We start from the raw sequence: 19,599 nt of genomic DNA, 5'->3' as shown, positions 1-19,599 counted from the left end.
TTAGGTACAAGTTGAGTCCAGCATGTTGATGGAAAATTTCTCGAAGGCCCGCGCCAATCTCAAGGCGCTGATGGATCGCGTCGTGGCGGACAAGATTCCCCTGAAAATTACCCGTCAAAATGGCGAGGCGGTGGTCATGATCTCCGAGAGTGAGTGGGCCGGTATGGAAGAAACTATACATTTGTTGTCTTCACCAAAAATGCCGAGCGCCTGCTGGAGTCGATAAGGCAACTAGATGCCGGAGAGGGATTCGAGCCTGAGCTTTTCAAGCAGTGAATGTATTATTCTCCGCGAAAAGTTGGCCGGAATATCGATATTTCCAGGAACATGATCCAAAGCTTTCCGAACGAATATATTCGCTGATAGAGGAATGTCGCCGGACGCCTTTCCGCGGTACCGGCAAGCCAGAGCCATTGCGCGGCCAACTGAAAGGCTGGTGGTCGCGGCGTATAAACCGCGAGCACCGCCTGGTCTATCGCGTCCGTGGCGAAGGGGTAGAGCAAGTGCTGGAAATAGCGCAATGCCATTATCATTATTGATTAGGGCGGGTTCATAGTAATCACCGTCATCCCGGCGAAGGCTGGGATCCAACCCAATGGCAGCGAAATTCGCGGATCAGATGACGGTGAAACCGAACCATCCTCTCCCATAGGGAGAGGCAAGTAAGACTTGGCCGACAGGCCTAGTCGCACTCGGTGAGGGAGTGGATCTTTCCGAGTTTCAAAACCCCTCACCGACTTTCGCTAATCAGCAAAGCTGACAAGCTACAGTTGCCTCTCCCTATGGGAGAGGATGAAGGTTGATAAGACCCGATTTGGAGCGGTCTACCCTCGAAAATTTCCTAGAGGTTCATCGCCGACCGCTGGCGACCTTCACCCCCGCTGCACCTCTTCCAACCCAAACGCCGCCCATATAGCCAACCCACTCATCACCGCCATCACCGCCAGCACCATTTCCCCGCCAAACCAGTTGGCCACCAGACTGAAAACCCCACCGGCCAGCAGCAACAATCCGATGATCGTATTCGAAAGCGCGGTATAGGCGGCGCGGCTGTCCTTGTCGGCCATGTCGACGAGATGCGTTGACCGGCCGAGGCGCACGCCCTGATAGGCGATCATCAGGCCGAACAATAGGACTGGCAATATATAGCCGCCGCTCAGCGTTCCGGCGAAGGCGAGCCAGCTTGTCACCGCCAATATGATCGCGGCGACCATTGCCGAGAAGACCAGCACCTTGCGGCTGGACCGGTCGGACAGGCGGCCCCAGACGAAGCTGCTGCACAGGCTGGCCAGCGCCGAGGCGAGGACCAGAAAGCCGAGCTTGTCATAGCCTTCCCCCGCCTGGCTGCCGAGGGCAATCATGAACGGCGGTGCCAGCGCGGTGGCGGTCAGAAGACCTCGGGTGAGGATGAATCGGACGAGCTGCGGATCATCGCGCAGATAGGTGAAATTTTTATAGGCTTCCATCAGCGCGGATTTGCCGCCTTCGGTCGCTCCGGGCTCTTCTTTCAAGCTGGCGAACAACAGGGCGCTCAATAGCCATGCCATGCCGGCCAGAAACAGGCCGCCGGTGACCAGCAGCATCCGGTCGACGAGATTGGACGATAGAGCGAGCGCATAGATAATCACGCTGACCGACGCGATAGAGCCCGCCAGACCGGTCGCGGTGCCGCGCCGGGACTTGTCGATGGTCTTGCCAAGCACGTCCTTGTAGCAGACCGAGCAGATACTGCGCGCCAGTGCCAATATCGCCAGCGCGATCACAATCGCCCAGCCGGCGGCCGCGCCGGTCATGGTGATCGCGACCACCCCGATCGCGGCGGCTCCCAGGCCTTGCACCAGTGATCCGACCGCCCATGCCCACTTCCGCCGTTGTAATTTCCGCAAATATCCGGCGGTCAGAAGCTGCGGCAGCAAGGCGCCTGCTTCCCTGACCGGGACGAGCAGCCCGATCAGCGCCACCGGAGCGCCCAGCGATGTCATCAACCAGCTGAGCACCAGCTTCGGGTCGATCAGCCCGTCGGCGCTTTTGGTCAGCGCCAGCGAGCCGACATGTTTGAAGAAATTGCCCGGTTCCTGATTGCAGGCGCTTTCCGGGATATCGGCGCAAACACGGCCTTCGTCGTCGATGGTGATCGCCTGAAAGGCTTTTTGGGTCGTGGTTCTGCTGGCCATGACCGGGATTTACCGGATTAGCGTTCGCGTGTCGCGCTGAACTTTAGATCAGGGTTCCGCTCTTCCTGATATCCGACATCCCAGGCCGATTTGGCCAGAAACACGAGATTGTCATCGCGGTCCCGGGCGAGGCTGGACTGGTTGATATTGGCAAAGGCGTTCAGGGTCGCGTCGTCGCCGCTGATCCAGCGGGCGGTTTCGAACGGGGCCTGTTCCAGAAAGGCGTCGACCTTATATTCGGCCTGCAGGCGGGATACCAGAACCTCGAGCTGCAATTGCCCGACCACGCCGATGATCCAGTTGGCACCCAGTTCGGGATAGAAAACCTGCACGACGCCTTCTTCGCTGAGATCGTCCAAAGCCTTGCGGAGCTGTTTGGTTTTCGTCGGATCGCGCAGGATCACGCGGCGGAGGATTTCAGGCGCAAAATTCGGCAGGCCGGTGATCCGCACCTGGTTCTTTTCCGACAAGGTGTCGCCAACCCGCAAGGTGCCGTGATTGGGGATACCGATGATATCGCCCGGTTCCGCGGTGTCGGCAATTTCGCGATCCTGCGCGAAAAACAGGATTGGCGAGTGAATCGCAATCGCCTTGCCCAGCCCGGACGGCGTTAGCTTCATACCGCGTTTGAACTCGCCGGAGCACAGCCGCATGAAGGCAATGCGATCGCGGTGCTGCGGGTCCATATTGGCCTGAATCTTGAAAATGAAGCCGGTGACATCGTCGCTCTCCGGATCGATCGGAGCCGGTTCGGCCGGTTGCGGGCGCGGCGAGGGCGCGTAATCGGCAATCGCCTCGATCAGCTCCTCGACGCCGAACTGCTTGAGCGCCGAACCAAAGAAAACCGGCGTCAGATCGCCGTTCTGATAAGCCTCTAGGTCAAAGCTGCTATAACCACCCTGCGCCAGTTCGCCTTCGCTGGTCAGTCGCTCGAGCGCGCCTTCGCTCAGCACTTCGGCCAGTTTTGGATCGTCGAGGCCGGTGAATTGCTGGGTCACACCGTCATATATTTTGCTGTCGCCGGTTGGCTGGTGCAGCTGGTTTTTGACCAGATCATAGACGCCTTCAAACTGCCCGCCCATGCCGGTCGGCCAGCTCATCGGGCAGACGTCCAGCGCCAGCTTGTCGGCGACCTCGTCGAGCAGTTCGAACGGGTCGCGGCCTTCGCGGTCGACCTTGTTGACGAAGGTGATGATCGGCACGTTGCGCAGCCGGCAGACCTCGAACAGTTTCAATGTCTGTGCCTCGATACCCGATGCAGCATCGATCACCATGATCGCGCTGTCGACGGCGGTCAGGGTGCGATAGGTGTCCTCGGAAAATCCTCATGGCCCGGCGTGTCGAGCAGGTTGAAGACAATGCCGTTGCGCTCGAAGGTCATGACGCTGGAGGTCACCGAAATCCCGCGCTGCTGTTCGATCTTCATCCAGTCGGACCGCGCCCGCCGGTTGTCGCCCCGCGCCTTGACCTCGCCCGCCAGATGGATAGCGCCGCCCTTCAGCAGCAGCTTCTCGGTCAGCGTCGTCTTACCCGCATCGGGGTGAGAGATGATCGCGAATGTCCGGCGTGGTTTGGTCATATTAATATCTAACTCTCGTCATGCTGAACTTGTTTCAGCATCTCCATGTACTCGCTTGTCTCGAAAGATCCTGAAACAAGTTCAGGATGACGAATATTCTATCCTCTCAATTCAGCGCCCAATTTTGCCGCGTTTGTCACAACCTTGTCCGAGAGCACCTTCAAATCCTCTTCGGTCAATGTTGCATCCATCGGTTGCAGCGTAATCTCTACCGCCAGCGATTTCTTGCCTTCGCCGACGCTCGGTCCCTCGAACAGATCGAAAATCCGCGCGTCGCTGATCAGCTTCTTGTCCGCGCCCTTGACTGCGCGCACCAGATCGCCCGCCGACAGCTCCGCATCGACGATGAAGGCGAAATCGCGAGTCACCGCCTGCAAGGCAGGTGGCGCAAAGGCATCGCGCATATGGCCCGACTTCTTCTTCAGCGGGATTACATCGAGGAATATCTCGGCGGCAACGGCAGAGCCCTTGAAGCCCATCGCCTTGGTCGTTGACGGGTGAAGCACACCGTAAGCCGCCAAAATCTTCTTCGGTCCCAGCCGTAAGGTACCGGACTGGCCGGGATGATAATGATCGCCCGCTTCGCCGAAATCCATCAGCTTGTCGGTCGGTGCGCCGGCGGCGGCCAATATGGCGAGCACCTCGGCTTTGGCATCATAAGCGTCGAATTTCGTCGCGGCGCCAGCCTGCCAGCTGCGGGGGCGGTTTTCACCGGCCAGAACCAGGCCGATGGTCGGATGCTCGCTGCTTTCCAGATAGCGGCGACCCACTTCGAACAGGCGGATCGACGTTGCGCCGCGCGCTGCATTGCGCTGGGCGGCCGCGACCAGGCCGGGCAGCAGCGAGGGCCGCATCACCTTGAGGTCTTCGCTGATCGGATTGGCCAGTGACCAGCTTCCGCCACCGAAAGGCGCCGCTTCCTTATCGGAAATGAAGCTCCAGTTGACGACTTCGTTGAGACCGCGCGCTGCCGCTGCTCGCCGTGCTTTGCGCTCGGAAAGCTGTTCCGGCGAGGCGGTCGGTTTGGCGACACCCGGTTTGCGGGGCAGCGGTGCCGACGGAACCTTGTCCAGTCCCTCTATCCGGATCACTTCCTCGACCAGATCCTGCCAGCCGGTGACGTCACGACGCCATGTCGGCACAGTGATCTGCCAATCGTCACCGATAACAAAGCCCAGCGCTTCCAAAATGCCGTGCTGTCGATCCGGATCGACATCCAGCCCGCCCAGGGCGGCGCATTGGCGCGGGTGATAATCGATCACGCGCTGCTCTGTCGGTGCTTCGCCGACGCGGGTGACCGCGCTGGCACTGCCGCCGCAAAGCGCCTGAACGAGCGCCGTCGCGATTTCTATGCCTTCTTCCAGGAAAGCCGGATCAACGCCGCGCTCGAACCGCTGCCGCGCATCGCTGGTCAGCATCAGCTTCTGGCCGGTGCGGGCGATATGGGCCGGATCGAAATAGGCGCATTCGATCAGCACATCGGTGGTGTTCTCGTCGGTGCCATTGGCGGCCCCACCCATGATGCCGCCGATACCATGCGCGCCCGCCTGGTCGGCGATCACGGTCATGGTCTCGTCGAGTAGATATTCCTTGTCGTTCAGCGCGACCAGCTTTTCACCGTCCTGCGCCTTGCGCGCAACCAGTCCGCCCTTCAGCTTGGCGACGTCATAAACGTGCAGCGGACGGCCCTGATCGAGCGTGACATAATTGGTGATATCAACCAGCGCCGAGATAGGCTTCTGGCCGGCCGATTTCAGCCGCGCCTGCATCCAGTCCGGAGACGCGCCATTGGTCACGCCGCTGACGGTGCAGCCATAAAAGGCGGGACAGCCTTCCGGATCCTCAATCGCGATATCCGGACCGGCGCCATTGCGGGCGATGTTGGCGATGTCCATTGGCTTCAGCGTGCCGAGGCCGGCGGCGGCGAGATCGCGCGCTATGCCGCGGACACCCATGCAATCCTGACGGTTGGGCGTGATCGCGACGTCGATGACCGGATCATCGAGCTTGGCATAGTCGGCGTAGCTGGTGCCAACTTCACTGGCCGCGCTTTCGGGCAATTCGATGATGCCGTCATGATCTTCGCCCAGTTCCAGCTCGCGCGCTGAACACATCATGCCGAAGCTCTCGACATCCCGTATTTTCGCGGGTTTCAGCGTGAAGTCGCTACCCGGAATATAGGTTCCCGGAGGCCCGAAGACACCGACCATATCCTTGCGCGCATTGGGCGCGCCGCAGACGACTTGCCAAGGCTCGTCGCTACCGTCGTCCACCTTCAGCAATTGCAGCTTGTCGGCATTGGGATGCGGTCCGGCTTCGATAACCTTGGCGACACGGAACGGGCGCAGGGCATCGGCAGGGTTTTCAACGCCTTCCAGTTCCAGGCCGATCGCGGTCAGCTTGTCGGTGATCACGGTGAGGCTTGCATCCGTTTCGAGATGGGCCTTGAGCCAGCTTAGGGAAAATTTCATGCGCCGACTCCTCCGCTCAGAGTGGGGACGTCGAGCGCGTCAAAGCCATAATGGTCGGCCCAGCGCAGATCGCCGTCGAAGAAAGCGCGCAGGTCGTCCATGCCATATTTCAGCATCGCCAGACGGTCGATGCCGCAACCAAAGGCGAAGCCCTGCCAGACATCGGGATCCAGTCCGCAATTGCGGATGACATTGGGGTGGACCATGCCGCTGCCCAATATTTCCATCCAGCCACCATTGTCGCCGCGCGGGTCTCCGCCGATGATCCGGCGACCTTTCTCGACCGAAAAGCCGACATCGACTTCGGCGCTGGGTTCGGTGAACGGGAAGTAGCTCGGGCGCAGGCGTAATTCGATATCATCGCGCTCGAAAAAGGCGCGGACGAAGGTTTCCAGCGTCCATTTCAGATGGCCCATGTGGATGCCCTTGTCTATCACCAGCCCTTCGACCTGATGAAACATCGGCGTATGCGTGGCATCGCTGTCGCTGCGATAGGTGCGGCCCGGAGCGATGAGGTAAATCGGTTCACCCGCTCCGTCGGTCTTCTTCGCAACATCCATCATCGTGCGGATCTGCACCGGAGACGTATGGGTGCGCAGCAGCTTTGGCATCCCGTCTTCGTCGGTTTGCGGGAAATAGAATGTATCGTGCATCGCGCGTGCCGGATGGGTGTCCGGGATGTTGAGCGCGGTGAAATTGTGCCAGTCGTCCTCGATCTCCGGGCCGGTGGCGACCGAGAATCCGAGGTCGGCGAATATCTCTGCGAGCTCGTCCATTACCTGGCTGACAGGATGGATGCTGCCTTTGGGAGCGGATGGTGGCGGCAATGTCAAATCGAGCTTTTCAGTCGCAAGCTTCGCGTTCAGCGCCGCGGCTTCCATCTCCTCCTTGCGCGCAGCCAGCGCATCGGCAACAGCCTGCCGCGCGCCGTTGATCTTCGGGCCCTGTTCCTGGCGCTCTTCCGGCGTCATCTTGCCGAGGGTTTTCAACAGCAGCGAAATTTCGCCCTTCTTGCCGAGCGCAGCCACGCGGATCGCTTCCAGCGCGTCGCCGTCAGCTGCTGCGCCAATCTGCTCCAGATATCTGTCCCTGACCGCTTCGATGTCGCTCATCATATTGTCCCGTTTTTGCTCGTTGCCCGTCTAGCAAGCCTCACGAAAACCCAATAAAAAGCGCCGCGAGATTGCTCCCCGGCGCTTCTTTGAAATTATGAAAATGCTTAGGCTTTGGCCAGAGCATCCTGCGCCTGTTTGATGATGCCGCCAAACACTGCCGGTTCATTCATCGCCAGATCGGCCATCACTTTACGGTCGAGTTCAATGCCGGCCAGCTTGGTGCCGTGGATGAACGTGCCGTAGGTCATGCCTTCGGCGCGAACCGCAGCGTTGATACGCTGAATCCAGAGCGCGCGGAAAGCCCGCTTCTTAACTTTACGATCGCGATAGGCATATTGACCGGCTTTTTCGACGGCCTGCCGCGCGACGCGGATGGTATTTTTGCGACGGCCATAATAGCCCTTCGCCTGTACCAATAATCTTTTATGTTTTGTACGAGTGGTCGTACCCCGTTTTACACGTGCCATATTCTATATCCTGTAAGTTTGAATGTCGCTGCGGCGGGAATTAACCCAGACCGTATGGCGCCCATTTCTTGACTGTCCGAGCATCCGCATCACACAATTTCTTGGTGCCGCGGTTCTGACGGATATATTTGCTGTTATGGCTCATCAAACGGTGGCGTTTTCCGGCTACGCCGTGCTTTACCTTGCCGTTCGCGGTGATCTTGAAGCGTTTCTTCACACCACTTTTGGTCTTCAACTTGGGCATTTTGGTCTCCTCTAGATGGTACCGTTACGGACACTTGTGGCAGCCCAACACTGGCCAGAGCGTCACTTCGGAAGGGCGTCTTTAGCGGGATTCGGCAGGAATGCAAGGGATATCAAGAGAGAAAATCCCTCAATGATGGCAAGCAATAGCCTCCAGCACATCATCGACTCGCGCATGATCGCCAATCGCCAGCACATGGCCGTCGGATTCCGCGTGCAACGGTTCGCCGTTCCAGTCGCACATCATCCCGCCGGCGCCATCGACAATCGGGGCGAGGGCGGCGAAATCATGGAGCATCAGCCTGCTTCGCAGACGACATCGACATGGCCGCTGGCGACCAGGCCGTAATTATAGCAATCGCCGCCATAGATAATCTTGCGCGGCGCAACTTTGCCGGCAAGTCCCATGAAATGCTCGGCATCATGCTCGTCAAACAGATGCGGCGAAGTGGTTGCAAGAACGGCATCCTTGAGTTCCCGGCAGCGCGCAGATTTGGCCGGCTGGCCGTTGAACAGGGTCGGGCGTCCGACCACGCCGACCCATCGCTCTCGCGCAATCGGCTGATCGATGATGCCGATCAGCGGGAAACCCTCCTGCATCAGCGCGATCAGGGTGCCGAATATCGGACGCCCGGCGATGAAGCTGGTGGTTCCGTCAATCGGATCGAGTACCCATTGTCGAGAAGCACCTTCATTTCGTGTGCCATATTCCTCGCCGATAATGCCGTCATCCGGCCTTTCGGTTTCGATGATCGTCCGCATAGCCGCTTCAGCGGCGCGATCTGCCTCGGTAACAAAGGTCGAATCGCTCTTTGCTTCCTGATCAAATTTGGCGCGGAAAAACGGACGGATCGCTTCGCCCGCAGCTTCTGCAAGCTTTTGCGCAAGTTCGATATCTTTGGGTGTCATAACTTGTCCTATCGTCAAAAACTGATTTGGCGAGCATCAGCCAGACAATCAGCAAAATTGCTGCAAAGGCGGGAATGCCAAGCGCGAACCAGACCCTGTAGAGCCGGTAATATTCCGGTGGCAAGGCAGAGTGCGTCTCGCAGGACTGCCGCGCCAGGTTTCGCAGGCGCAATTGTATCCAGACGACGGGAAGCCAACAGAGTCCGATAAAAATATAGAGCGCCAACGACCAGATTATCCAGGGTGTCATAATCGGCCATCCGGTCAGAGCGGCCAGCCAGAATCCGGTGATCGGTTGAACGATCACGGCCAGAGCGGTGAACAGGAAATCTGCAACAACCACGGTTTGGGCGACATGGGCGATAAGTTTGGGATCATCGGTGCGATGGGCCATCAGCATGAAAAACGCAATTCCCGCGCCGGTACCAATCAATATCGTTGCACCGATTATATGCAGCCACTGGGCGAAGAACAGCAAGTTGCTCATCTTTTATCCAGCGCGATCAGGCAAGTCATGGATAACCCAACGCACGCGAGGGCCTTGATCAGCGGCGCCAACGGGTCAAGCCAAAGCAGTGGTGTCAAAATCGTGCCACCGGCCAGATAGGCGAGCGAGATTGCAATGGTGCCGACCAATGCTGCCCGCACCGTTTTGCGAAAAATCAGCCCGGCAGCCAGGATCAGATCTGCGACTGCTCCGCCGTAGACCATGATCAACGCGATATTGGACGAAAGATATGAGCCATCCAGCAGCGCAGCGGCTTCGTCAGCCTTCCAGATTCCCAGCAGGCCCGAACCCAGCCAGAGGAGAGCGAGCATTGCCAGAAATAACGGAAGTCCGAGCATCAATTGCGCATGGATGCGGTCCTGCTTTCCTGCCGGGAAGCCCTCCAGAACCTGTCCCAGCGCAATGGCCGGCCGTCCGAGGATGATCGCCGTCTGCTCAGACTGGCCCTGCACTCCGTCGATGAGGGATCGGATTGCGTTGCTACGCATCGGAGACCGCCAGCCAAGCCAGCCAAGCGCGTCGGACATCATGGCGACGATTTTCGTTAGGCGCCGCCCGACGGGAAGCTTTCGGCCGACGGCGCTAAATCCGAGCCATTTCCGGTGCAGTGCAATGATCTCATCGACGGGCCGGGATCCGGTCTCCACAAGATCGTAGGAACCGGCCAGCGCAACAGGCCGGGCGATAGCATTCACGGTCGCTTCCACTACGTCGGCAAGTGCGATGGACTGGATTTTACCGAAACCGACCAATCGCGGTGCGAAAAGGGGAAGGGCGGCAGTCATGCGGATCAGTTCGGTGCCGCCATAACTGTTTCTACCGATCACCAAGCCCGGCCGCAGAATTGTTGCCGTGAGCGCCGAATTGTGGAGCTGTTGATCGGCACGGGCCTTGCTCTTCATGAAATCATGTGCGGCATCGTTTGATGCGCCGCAGGCCGATATCTGGATAAATTGAGAGATACCCGAAATCTCGCATGCTTTGATCAATGCGATGATGGCGTCGGCCTGAGTGATATTGACATCGTTCCCGGGGCTGGACTGCAATATTCCACTCGCATTGATGACGACATCGACGTTTTGCAGCAGGGCAACCAGCTTTTTGGGTCACAATATTGGCGAAGATCGCCTTCACACCATTGGATATCCGGGAGAATGGCCCGGCCATAGGAAAGATTGCGACCGAAGCCAGTGACTTGATATCCGGCAAATGAAAGCTCCTTGGCAATGGCGCTGCCAATGAAACCATATGCCCCCAGAACCAATATCGACTTTGGATTCCGATCCAACGGACGGTCAATCCAGAAGAATGGTCGCGGAGCTTGCTACGACGGGATGATCTGGAAGTTGAAGAGAGCGAGAGGTCATGGCTGGTCCGCCTCGAGAAGGGGTGGCCGCCAGGCCCACAGGCAGAGGATCAGCCCGGTGATGATGAACATCGCACAGCCGGAGAGAACCCAGGCATTGGCATACCAATAGTCACCCCAGGTAAATTGGCCAGCCATGATCTTTTTCCAGCCGTTGAAATGCTGCATTCCGGCGACAACCAGGCCAAGTATGGCAAGCGTCGAGGCTATCCACCGGTTGAGCCAGTGCATGGGGTTGGCCAGTAGAAGCAGGCCAAGCAGTCCGATGACCGTCCTCTGTGCGCGGCAATAGGGGCAGACATAAACCCAGCCCGCCCATTCCGTGAACCAGGCGAACAGCGAGATGAAAATCGCCAGCAGCGCGATATATATGCGGTATTTCAGAAGAGTATCAAAACCGGGCATTTCTGTTTCCTGACAAGGAAAATCTGGTAGCGGCTAGTCCCAAAGGCTGCTCACCGAGCTTTCGTCCGCGATCCGCTTGATCGCTTCTCCGAGCAGCGGCGCGATCGGGAGTATGCGGATCTTGCTGGAATCGAGTGCGGACTGCGGCGCGCGGATGGTGTCGGTGATGATCAGCTTGCGGAGCGAGGAGGCGTTGACCCGGTCCACGGCTTTTCCGGACAATACACCGTGGGTGATATAGGCGGCCACATCGGTGGCACCGGCCGCGATAAGGGCATCGGCGGCGTTGCAGAGCGTGCCGGCGCTGTCGGCGATATCGTCGATCATCACACAAAAGCGGCCCTTGACGTCACCGATGATGTTCATGACTTCGGAGACTCCGGCTTGCTCGCGGCGTTTGTCGACGATCGCGAGCGGTGCGTTGTCGAGCCGCTTTGCCAGTGCCCGGGCGCGAACCACGCCGCCGACATCGGGTGAGACAACCATGATATCCTTGTCGCTATGGCGCTTGATAATATCCTGGCTGATCACCGGGGCGCCATAGAGATTGTCCGTCGGGATATCGAAAAAGCCCTGAATCTGGCCGGCGTGAAGATCAACGGTCAGTACGCGGTCGGCACCCGCTTCGGTGATCAGGTTTGCAACCAGCTTGGCCGAGATCGGTGTTCTCGGGCCTGGCTTCCGGTCCTGCCGGGCATAGCCAAAATAGGGGATGACTGCGGTGATGCGCTTTGCGGAAGCGCGGCGCAGGGCATCGATACTGATCAGCAATTCCATCAGATTGTCATTGGCCGGATGGCTGGTCGACTGGACAACGAAGACATCCTCGCCGCGGACATTTTCGTGGATTTCTATGAAAATCTCGTCGTCGGCGAAGCGCTTGACGCTCGCATCGGTCAGCGGGATATCCAGATATTGTGCGATTTCTGTAGCAAGCGGCAGATTGCTGTTGCCCGACATGAGTTTCATATTTGCGTTTCCCCGATTCAATGGCCCGCAAGAATCGCCAGCGGCACCCCATGACAGTTTCGTGACCCTGTTAGACAGAAGGCGGTCGAATCAAAAGTCCGTATTTGCGTTAATTTAGATTGCTCCGCAGTGTGGCCCTTTCTATCAGGCGCGATGACGGACAAGCTTATCATCACCATGGCGCAACTGACCCAGAGTGTCGGCGATTTGCGCGGCAATGCCGATGCGATGATTGCGGCGCACGGCAGCAAGCCGGATAGCGATCTGATTGTCTTTCCCGAATTGCAGCTGATCGGCTATCCGCCGGAAGATCTGGTATTGAAGCCAGCGGTCTGGGAACGGGCGGAGGCAGAGCTCAACCGGCTGGCCGCGGCGACTGCGGGGCCGGGACCGGCGATGCTGGTCGGATCGGTGTTCCGCGAGGATGACAGGCTCTACAATGGCATCGCCCTGCTCGAAGGCGGGCATGTCAGGGACATCCGCTACAAGGTCGAATTGCCGAATTACGGCACATTTGATGAAAAGCGGCTCTTCGCCTCCGGCCCGTTGCCCGAGCCGATCATCTTCAAGGGCTGCAGGATCGGTTTGCCGATCTGCGAAGATGTCTGGTTTCCAACCGTGTGCGAGCATCTCAAGGCGCAGGGTGCCGAGCTGTTCATTTCGGTGCACGGCAGCCCGTACGAGATTGAGAAGGACGACAAGCGTCTGGGCCAGGTGGCGACGAAGCGCGTGCGGGAAACGGCTATTCCGCTGTTGTTTCTGAACCGGGTCGGCGGACAGGACGAAATTGTATTCGATGGCGCCAGTTTCGTGCTCAATGGCGATGCCAGCGTGATGCACCAGCTGCCGGACTGGGACGAAGCGATTGTCGATACCCACTGGGCGCGGCAAGACGGCGAATGGACCTGTGCGCCGGGCGATATCCATCAGCTGGATGACCATCCGGCCGATATCTACAACGCGATGATCGTCGGCTTGCGCGACTATGTGAACCGCAACCGGTTTCCGGGCGTGTTGCTCGGACTGTCGGGCGGGATCGATAGCGCCCTGTCGGCTGCGGTGGCGGTCGATGCCCTGGGCGCGGACCGGGTCTGGAATGTCATGATGCCCTCGCGCTTCACCTCGCAGGAAAGCCTCGACGATGCAGCGGCTGCGCCGAAATGCTAGGTACTAGGCTGGACACCATTCCGATCAACCCGGCGGTCGAAGGCTTTGACGCGATGCTGGAGGACAGTTTTTCCGACAGCAATGTCGATATCACCGAAGAAAATATCCAGTCGCGGATTCGCGGCGTCACGCTGATGGCGCTGTCGAACAAGTTCGGCCATATGCTGCTGACCACCGGCAACAAGAGCGAGATGAGCGTCGGCTATGCGACCATCTACGGCGATATGGCGGGTGGCTATTCGGTGCTCAAGGACGCTTACAAGCTGACCGTCTTCAAACTGTCCTCCTGGCGCAACCGCAACAAGCCGAGCCTCGGTCTCGGTCCCGACGGGCCGGTGATGCCGGAAACGGTCATCACCAAACCGCCAAGCGCGGAATTGCGGGAAGACCAGAAAGACAGCGACAGTCTGCCGGATTACGAGATTCTCGATCCGCTGCTGCACGGGCTGATCGAGGAAGAATTGTCGGTCAACGACATGGTCGGGCGCGGGTTTGACCGGGAAACCGTGGTGCGGATCGAGCGGCTGCTCTATATTGCCGAATATAAGCGCCGCCAGGCTCCTCCCGGCGTCAAGCTGGGCACCAGAAATTTCGGCCGTGACCGGCGCTATCCGATCACCAACGCATTCAGGACCGTATGACCATAAAAACCCGCTTTGCCCCGTCACCCACGGGCCACCTCCATGTCGGCAATATCCGGACGGCGCTGCACAACTGGATGTTCGCGCGGAAAGCGGGCGGTACATTTCTGCTGCGTCTCGACGATACCGATGGCGAACGATCGAAAGAGGAATATGTTGAGGCGATCCGTGCTGATCTGGCTTGGCTGGGCCTGACAGCCGACGAAGAGCAGCGGCAGTCTGCCCGCTTTGACCGCTATGAAGAGCATTTGGCGAAGCTGAAGACCGAGGGCCGGGCCTATCCGGCCTATGAGACGGCGCAGGAACTGGACCTGAAGCGCAAGATCCAGCTCGGCCGGGGCAAGCCGCCGATCTATGATCGCGCGGCGCTCGACCTGACCGAAGAGCAGATTGCGGCCTTTGAAGCAGAAGGGCGCAAGCCGCATTGGCGCTTCAAGCTGTATCACGACAAGCCGATCGCCTGGACCGATCTGATCCGGGGTGACCAGAATTTCGATCCGGCCCTGTTGTCCGATCCCGTTATCCTGCGCGAAGACGGCAGCTGGCTCTATATGCTGCCTTCGGCAATCGACGATATCGAGATGGGGATCACCCATGTCGTGCGCGGCGAGGACCATGTTGCCAACACCGCGGTGCAGATCCAGATGTTCGAAGCCCTGGGCGCAAAGCCGCCGGAATTTGCCCATGAAGCGCTGCTCGTCGGGACCGAAGGCAAGCTTTCCAAGCGGCTTGGATCGCTGGGCGTAAGCAGCTTTCGCGAGAAGAAAATCGAGCCCCAATCCATTGTCGCCCTGCTCGCCCGTATCGGGACCAGCGATCCGGTAGAACCGATTGCCGATGTCGAGCAGCTGATCGCGACCTTCGACTTTGCCCGCTTTGGCCGGGCACCGGCGCGGTTTGACGATGAAGAGCTGGCCCAGCTTAACCAGAAGATCGTCCATCTGCTTGACTATGACGATGTGAAGCACCGGCTGCCGGAAACCATGGATGCCGAAGCCTGGGCGGTGATCCGGCCCAATCTGCACGATATGGGCGATGTCGACCAGTGGTGGCAGGTGGTGACCGGGCCGATAGTCCAGCCGGAATTCTCGCCGGAAGACCGGGAATTTCTGTCCACTGCGCACGACAGATTGGAAGAGTTGGAAGCATCTTCTGATCTCTGGAAGGTGTTGACCGGCGCGCTCAAGGAGGTGACGGCGCGCAAGGGCAAGGCCTTGTTCATGCCGCTGCGCCAGGCCTTGACCGGGCTCGACCACGGGCCGGACATGAACGCCTTGCTGCCCCTCATCGGGCGCGAAGAGGCCTTAAAAAGGTTATTAAAACAAATAGTTAGATAGTATTTCGGCACTTGCCACGCGCTCGCGGTCCCGCTGTTTGCATTATGTAATGTAATAGTATAACATCACAATTGGCGCTGGGGCGAGATAGTCAAACAGGCACGAAGCCGCTCCGCCGTTCTGAGGATGGTTGAGAGGATTTGAACATGAGCTATGTATCTGTCTACGAAAACAAAACCCCGCGGTCGAAAGGCCTGATTATGACTGTCGCCGTGCATGCGGCGATTATCGGTGCCGCGATAGCGATGCCCGCGATCATCGTGACCGAGCGACCAGAAGGGACGCTTGTTGCCCTTCCGAAACTGGCCGAGATACCTCCCGAACCGGTTATCGAAGAGCAGCAACCGGAAGTCAAAGCTGCTCCGCAAACGCAGCAAATTGCACCGGACCGGACGATCATCAAATTGCCCCCTGTTCCGAAAATCCAATATGCCGAGGCGACGCTTGGTGGTAATTCCGGTGGAACAGGCGTTGATATTCCCCTGCAAACGATCGAAATTGCGCCAGACCCGGTGATCGTCGGCGCGCGGCTGAACACGCGCTACGCGGGGCAGTTCCAGCCCGCATATCCGACCGGTCTGCTGCGGCTCGAGCGCGAGGGCGAGGTCAGTGTCCGGGTGCTGGTCGGAACAAATGGTCGCGTGAAGCAGATCGAACTGATCGATTCGCCGCATGTCGATTTCTGGACGGCGACGCGCAAACAGGCGCTTGGCAAATGGCGTTTCACACCTGCGACCAGGGATGGAACGCCGATTGAAAGCTGGATGACCCTGAAAGTTCGGTTTGAAATCAACAGCTGATCACCGGTCCGGACGGCCGACCCGCTTTTTCCCGCGCAAATTTGCGGGAAGGGCTGGTCATCCGGCGGTGTCCGCACTATTTGAACGGCATGGGAATGTTGAAAGATGTGTCAGTAACCGGCGGCTTTGGCGACCTGATTGCCGTTTTTCGCCAGAGTGAACCCGGCGAGCGCCTGCTCCCGGCAGCCATGGCCATTGCCTGCACATCGTTCATTTTGTTCCTTTTCTGGCTCGATCCGAAGGTCAACACCTACACTTATGTACCGCAGGAGGTCATTTATGTAGAAAACTGGACGACCGATCGGACCGACGAGGAAATCCTGCAGGACCGCTGGCAGATCCAGTGCCTGAAGGACGAGTTGGAGACCAAGCGACGCGAAGCGGTCAAATCGCTCGGCCGGATGTCGGGCATGGATGTAGACCAGATCGAGCGCGATGCGATCGCGGAACGCCGAGCACGCGGTGAGGTAGAGGTGGAACGCCCCGCCGGCCTGCAATGCTGACTCCTCCCGGCGATGCCCATTATATGGCCGCTGCCCTGGCTCTGTCCGAGCGGGGCCGTGGCCAGACCGGCGCCAATCCCAATGTCGGCTGCATCATCGTCAAGAACGGTGTCATCATCGGTCGCGGCTGGACCCAGCCCGGTGGCGCCCGCATGCCGAGGAAATGGCGCTGGCCCAGGCCGGGACCGCCGCCAGGGGCGCGGATATCTATGTCACGATGGAGCCCTGCGCCCATGAAAGCACGCGCGGCCCGACCTGCAGCAATGCGATCATCGACGCAAAGCCGAAAAGAGTGATTGTCGCGACTCTTGACGCTGACGAACGGACCAGACGCCGCGGCATTGACCGGCTGGGCGATGCCGGCATACCGGTATCGGTCGGCATAAGGGAACCAGAAGCGCGTCGCGCAATGGCCGGATTCCTCTGCCGTGTCGAAAATGGCCGGCCTTTTGTCACGCTCAAGCTCGCAATGTCGCTCGACGGCTGTATCGCCATGGCCGACGGCTCCAGCCAGTGGATCACCGGCGACCGGGCGCGGGCGCATGCCCATCTCGAACGGGCACGCAGCGATGCTATTTTGGTGGGCGCGGGCACGGCCAGGGTCGACCGCCCGGGGCTGGACGTAAGGCTCGACGGACTGGCCGACCGCTCGCCGCAACCGGTGGTGCTCGGCACCGACAAGGATATGCCGGAACATTGGCAACAGCTTGACGAGCCCGCCGCCATCGCCGGTCTTGCCGATATAAACTGGCTGCTTGTCGAGGGGGGCGCGAAAACCGCGACCTCGTTTCTGGCGGCCGGTCTGGTCGACCGGCTGCTGCTCTATCGCGCGCCGATCCTCATTGGCGGCGGCCTGCCGTCGATCGGCGATATCGGGCTGGATAAGCTGGCCGAGGCGCATGGTGAATGGCGGCGCACCGACCGGCGCGATCTGGGGCAGGATATGCTTGAGATATATGACCGTGCCGCCTAGGTTCCGCTCGGTTTACCGCAAATAGGCACAGCAAATAGGATCGCGCATGTTCACAGGCATTGTTTCAGATATCGGTAGTATCGAATCGGTCGACCAGCGCGGCGATCTGCGCGTGGTGATCCGGTGTGGCTATGACATGGACGGCGTTGAGATGGGGGCATCCATCGCCTGTTCCGGCGTTTGCCTGACCGTAGTCGACAAGGGGCCGGACTGGTTCGCCGTCGATGTGTCGGGCGAAACCGTCTCCTGCACCGCGCAAGGGCAATTTGCCGCGGGCCGCAAGCTCAATCTGGAGCGGGCGCTGAAAGTCGGCGACGAACTGGGCGGGCATATCGTGACCGGCCATGTTGACGGTGTCGGCACCGTGGTCTCCAGCAAGGCCGCCGGCGATTCGCAGGAAGTCGAGATCCGCGTATCGAAAGATCTGGCGCCGTTCATTGCCGCCAAGGGATCGATTACGGTCGATGGCGTCTCGCTGACCGTCAACGCCATTACCGACGAGGAAAAGGGCGCAGTCTTCACCCTGAACATCATTCCCCATACCGCGCAGGTGACCACGCTCGGCGAGCTCGAGCCCGGCCGTCCGGTCAATCTGGAGATCGACATATTGGCGCGCTATCTGGCGCGGATGGAAAAGGTCCGGTCGCTGGCGTAGAACCGGGAGTGACGGCCGGCTGCCCGGCCGATCAGCTGATCAGAACGGCAGCCATTTCTGCTTCTTGCTGAACTTCATATAGCCGACATTGGCACCCAGGCGCAGACCCGCGCCGAGGCGTACCGGGATCAGCACCTTGTCGCCGCTGCGCAGATAGCTGACGTGGAAACCGCCGATGAAATAGGCCGCGCCCTCGCCGGCGGGGAAGCGCTGGAACAATTCCTCGCTGTCGTAGAGATTATAGACCAGAACGAAGGTGTTGGCCGCGTTGCCGCCAAAGTCGAAGCCGATGGAAGGCCCCGTCCAGTAGACCGGGCGTTCGCCCTCGACCTTGTGATAGAGCTTGCCCGAACCATAGCGCAGTCCGACGACAAAAGCGCCGCTGGCTTCGCGTCCGGCGATATAGGCGTTGGGCCGGCCCTGTTTCTTCAAGATATCCTCGATCACTTCGGCCAGGCCTTTTGCGCCCTTGCCGAAGACGCCTTCGGCCGCGCCGATCAGGTCGTCGTCCTGATAGGTGTTGCCGTCATCGGTCGCCGGAGCGACAGCACTGCCGGTCTGGGCAGCGGTCGTTGCGGGTCCGGAAGGCGCAACAATATCCGCGTTTATATCGCTGTCCATCGGCGCGTCCTCGACCGTGGCCGGGCGAGAGGCGTCAGGTTCAAAATTCCCGTCATAGTCGGGCGCGGCCAGATCGGCATCGATGACGTCATTCGGATCGACGGTTTCCACCTGGGCATATGCGGGCGACAGAGCCGGTGCACCGGCAAGGGCCAATACAGCAAATAAACCCAATGATTTCTTCAAGCATAACCGTAACATGGGTAAACTCCTTCCCGTTACCAGCCAGATATAGGCTCTCGGCCGTCGGATATGACCACGCAATGAACGGACGACGAACGGACTCGATTCTGCGGCGGTCCGAGTCCCGTGGCCGGCAACAGGCATAATCTCGATTTTCAGGCAGGATTTAATTCGGTCCATTTTTCCCGTTGCAGCCAGCGCTTTCCGCCGTTATAGCGCGACTTCAAGCCAAACTGCGTGGACACGTGGGTGAGCGGCTGAAACCACCTCCTTGCTAAGGAGACAAGCCTTTACGGGCTTCGAGGGTTCGAATCCCTCCGTGTCCTCCACTCCCCTGTTCCCATACATCCCGAGCTAACCCATGAGACCCGCAGTTTACTGCGGGTTAGCGGATGATTCGGGTCCTCATTTGTCCTCAGGTTTCCACCGGTGTGTGATTTGGAATGTGGGAACAAATGTGGGAATATCAGGGCTATGGGAAGACTATCCGCGACCGCTGTGAAGGCAGCAACC

17 protein-coding genes, 1 tRNA gene and 4 pseudogenes are annotated in these 19,599 nt (G+C 59.3%); 9 read left to right on the top strand and 13 right to left on the bottom strand.

Going from position 1 to position 19,599, the window contains the following annotated elements:
- The first annotated feature begins 22 nt into the window (after positions 1–22).
- Together C8024_RS10260 and C8024_RS10255 are read left to right on the top strand one after the other, a co-directional pair.
- The gene (locus tag C8024_RS10260) at positions 23–226 is read left to right on the top strand and encodes a type II toxin-antitoxin system Phd/YefM family antitoxin (RefSeq protein ID WP_254305789.1); all 204 of its coding nucleotides are present in this window, start codon (positions 23–25) and stop codon (positions 224–226) included.
- 46 nt (positions 227–272) lie between these two features.
- Positions 273–539, top strand: a complete 267-nt coding sequence (locus C8024_RS10255; protein ID WP_173204761.1) for a Txe/YoeB family addiction module toxin — start codon at positions 273–275, stop codon at positions 537–539.
- 333 nt (positions 540–872) lie between these two features.
- Here C8024_RS10255 and C8024_RS10250 read toward each other — a convergent pair whose 3' ends face one another.
- The 12 genes and pseudogenes from C8024_RS10250 to C8024_RS10195 all read right to left on the bottom strand — a co-directional run bounded on the left by C8024_RS10250 (position 873) and on the right by C8024_RS10195 (position 12,206).
- Positions 873–2,174 carry an MFS transporter gene (locus tag C8024_RS10250; RefSeq protein WP_173204758.1) on the bottom strand — a complete coding sequence of 434 codons (1,302 nt, stop codon included), beginning with the start codon at positions 2,172–2,174 and terminating at the stop codon, positions 873–875.
- Positions 2,175–2,191: 17 nt separating this feature from the next.
- Positions 2,192–3,753: pseudogene (locus C8024_RS10245) on the bottom strand (peptide chain release factor 3).
- Positions 3,754–3,851: 98 nt separating this feature from the next.
- Complete coding sequence (pheT, locus tag C8024_RS10240) at positions 3,852–6,224, bottom strand: phenylalanine--tRNA ligase subunit beta (RefSeq protein ID WP_173204755.1); 2,373 nt, start codon at positions 6,222–6,224, stop codon at positions 3,852–3,854.
- On the bottom strand, positions 6,221–7,336 hold the full coding sequence (gene pheS / locus C8024_RS10235; protein WP_173204752.1) for a phenylalanine--tRNA ligase subunit alpha: 1,116 nt from the start codon (positions 7,334–7,336) through the stop codon (positions 6,221–6,223). The genes pheT and pheS overlap by 4 nt, the downstream gene beginning before the upstream one ends.
- Positions 7,337–7,443: 107 nt before the next feature.
- Positions 7,444–7,806 carry a 50S ribosomal protein L20 gene (rplT, locus tag C8024_RS10230; RefSeq protein ID WP_089133726.1) on the bottom strand — a complete coding sequence of 121 codons (363 nt, stop codon included), beginning with the start codon at positions 7,804–7,806 and terminating at the stop codon, positions 7,444–7,446.
- A 40-nt stretch (positions 7,807–7,846) separates the two neighbouring features.
- Positions 7,847–8,050, bottom strand: a complete 204-nt coding sequence (rpmI, locus tag C8024_RS10225) for a 50S ribosomal protein L35 (protein WP_089133727.1) — start codon at positions 8,048–8,050, stop codon at positions 7,847–7,849.
- A gap of 129 nt (positions 8,051–8,179) precedes the next feature.
- Positions 8,180–8,958, bottom strand: a pseudogene (gene hisN, locus C8024_RS10220) (histidinol-phosphatase).
- Positions 8,873–9,445: a DUF2269 domain-containing protein gene (locus C8024_RS10215; RefSeq protein WP_173204749.1), complete on the bottom strand. Its 573-nt coding sequence runs from the start codon at positions 9,443–9,445 to the stop codon at positions 8,873–8,875. The pseudogene hisN and the gene C8024_RS10215 overlap by 86 nt, the downstream one beginning before the upstream one ends.
- Positions 9,442–10,563 (bottom strand): SDR family oxidoreductase, encoded by a 1,122-nt coding sequence (locus C8024_RS10210; protein WP_302051618.1) that lies wholly within the window; start codon positions 10,561–10,563, stop codon positions 9,442–9,444. The genes C8024_RS10215 and C8024_RS10210 overlap by 4 nt, the downstream gene beginning before the upstream one ends.
- The gene (locus C8024_RS23340; protein WP_367947274.1) at positions 10,452–10,730 is read right to left on the bottom strand and encodes an NAD-dependent epimerase/dehydratase family protein; all 279 of its coding nucleotides are present in this window, start codon (positions 10,728–10,730) and stop codon (positions 10,452–10,454) included. Before C8024_RS23340 ends, C8024_RS10210 begins: the two co-directional genes overlap by 112 nt.
- 99 nt (positions 10,731–10,829) lie before the next feature.
- Positions 10,830–11,237, bottom strand: coding sequence for a hypothetical protein (locus C8024_RS10200; RefSeq protein WP_173204740.1), 408 nt, complete (start codon positions 11,235–11,237; stop codon positions 10,830–10,832).
- Positions 11,238–11,270: 33 nt separating this feature from the next.
- Positions 11,271–12,206: a ribose-phosphate pyrophosphokinase gene (locus C8024_RS10195; protein WP_100093167.1), complete on the bottom strand. Its 936-nt coding sequence runs from the start codon at positions 12,204–12,206 to the stop codon at positions 11,271–11,273.
- 153 nt (positions 12,207–12,359) lie between these two features.
- On the opposite strand from C8024_RS10195, the pseudogene C8024_RS10190 reads away from it, so the two are divergent.
- The 6 genes and pseudogenes from C8024_RS10190 to C8024_RS10165 all read left to right on the top strand — a co-directional run bounded on the left by C8024_RS10190 (position 12,360) and on the right by C8024_RS10165 (position 18,282).
- Positions 12,360–14,014, top strand: a pseudogene (locus tag C8024_RS10190) (NAD+ synthase).
- Positions 14,011–15,351: a glutamate--tRNA ligase gene (gltX, locus tag C8024_RS10185; RefSeq protein ID WP_173204737.1), complete on the top strand. Its 1,341-nt coding sequence runs from the start codon at positions 14,011–14,013 to the stop codon at positions 15,349–15,351. The pseudogene C8024_RS10190 and the gene gltX overlap by 4 nt, the downstream one beginning before the upstream one ends.
- Before the next feature lie 146 nt (positions 15,352–15,497).
- Positions 15,498–16,151 carry an energy transducer TonB gene (locus tag C8024_RS10180; protein ID WP_173204734.1) on the top strand — a complete coding sequence of 218 codons (654 nt, stop codon included), beginning with the start codon at positions 15,498–15,500 and terminating at the stop codon, positions 16,149–16,151.
- 95 nt (positions 16,152–16,246) lie between these two features.
- A complete protein-coding gene (locus C8024_RS10175) occupies positions 16,247–16,654 on the top strand; it encodes a hypothetical protein (protein WP_123906249.1) in 408 nt (135 codons plus the stop codon).
- 23 nt (positions 16,655–16,677) lie between these two features.
- Positions 16,678–17,627 (top strand): annotated as a pseudogene (gene ribD, locus C8024_RS10170) (bifunctional diaminohydroxyphosphoribosylaminopyrimidine deaminase/5-amino-6-(5-phosphoribosylamino)uracil reductase RibD).
- Positions 17,628–17,673: 46 nt separating this feature from the next.
- Positions 17,674–18,282: a riboflavin synthase gene (locus tag C8024_RS10165; protein ID WP_173204728.1), complete on the top strand. Its 609-nt coding sequence runs from the start codon at positions 17,674–17,676 to the stop codon at positions 18,280–18,282.
- A gap of 39 nt (positions 18,283–18,321) precedes the next feature.
- Here the strand turns inward: C8024_RS10165 and C8024_RS10160 are convergent, their stop codons facing one another.
- Complete coding sequence (locus C8024_RS10160; protein WP_100093174.1) at positions 18,322–19,104, bottom strand: DUF1134 domain-containing protein; 783 nt, start codon at positions 19,102–19,104, stop codon at positions 18,322–18,324.
- Positions 19,105–19,325: 221 nt separating this feature from the next.
- On the opposite strand from C8024_RS10160, the gene C8024_RS10155 reads away from it, so the two are divergent.
- Positions 19,326–19,415, top strand: a tRNA-Ser gene (locus C8024_RS10155).
- Positions 19,416–19,599 lie beyond the last annotated feature (184 nt).

Origin of the sequence: Sphingopyxis sp. BSNA05 (assembly GCF_013265645.1) — a bacterium.
Taxonomy (GTDB): domain Bacteria; phylum Pseudomonadota; class Alphaproteobacteria; order Sphingomonadales; family Sphingomonadaceae; genus Parasphingorhabdus.
This window is presented reverse-complemented; position numbering and strand designations above follow the sequence as displayed.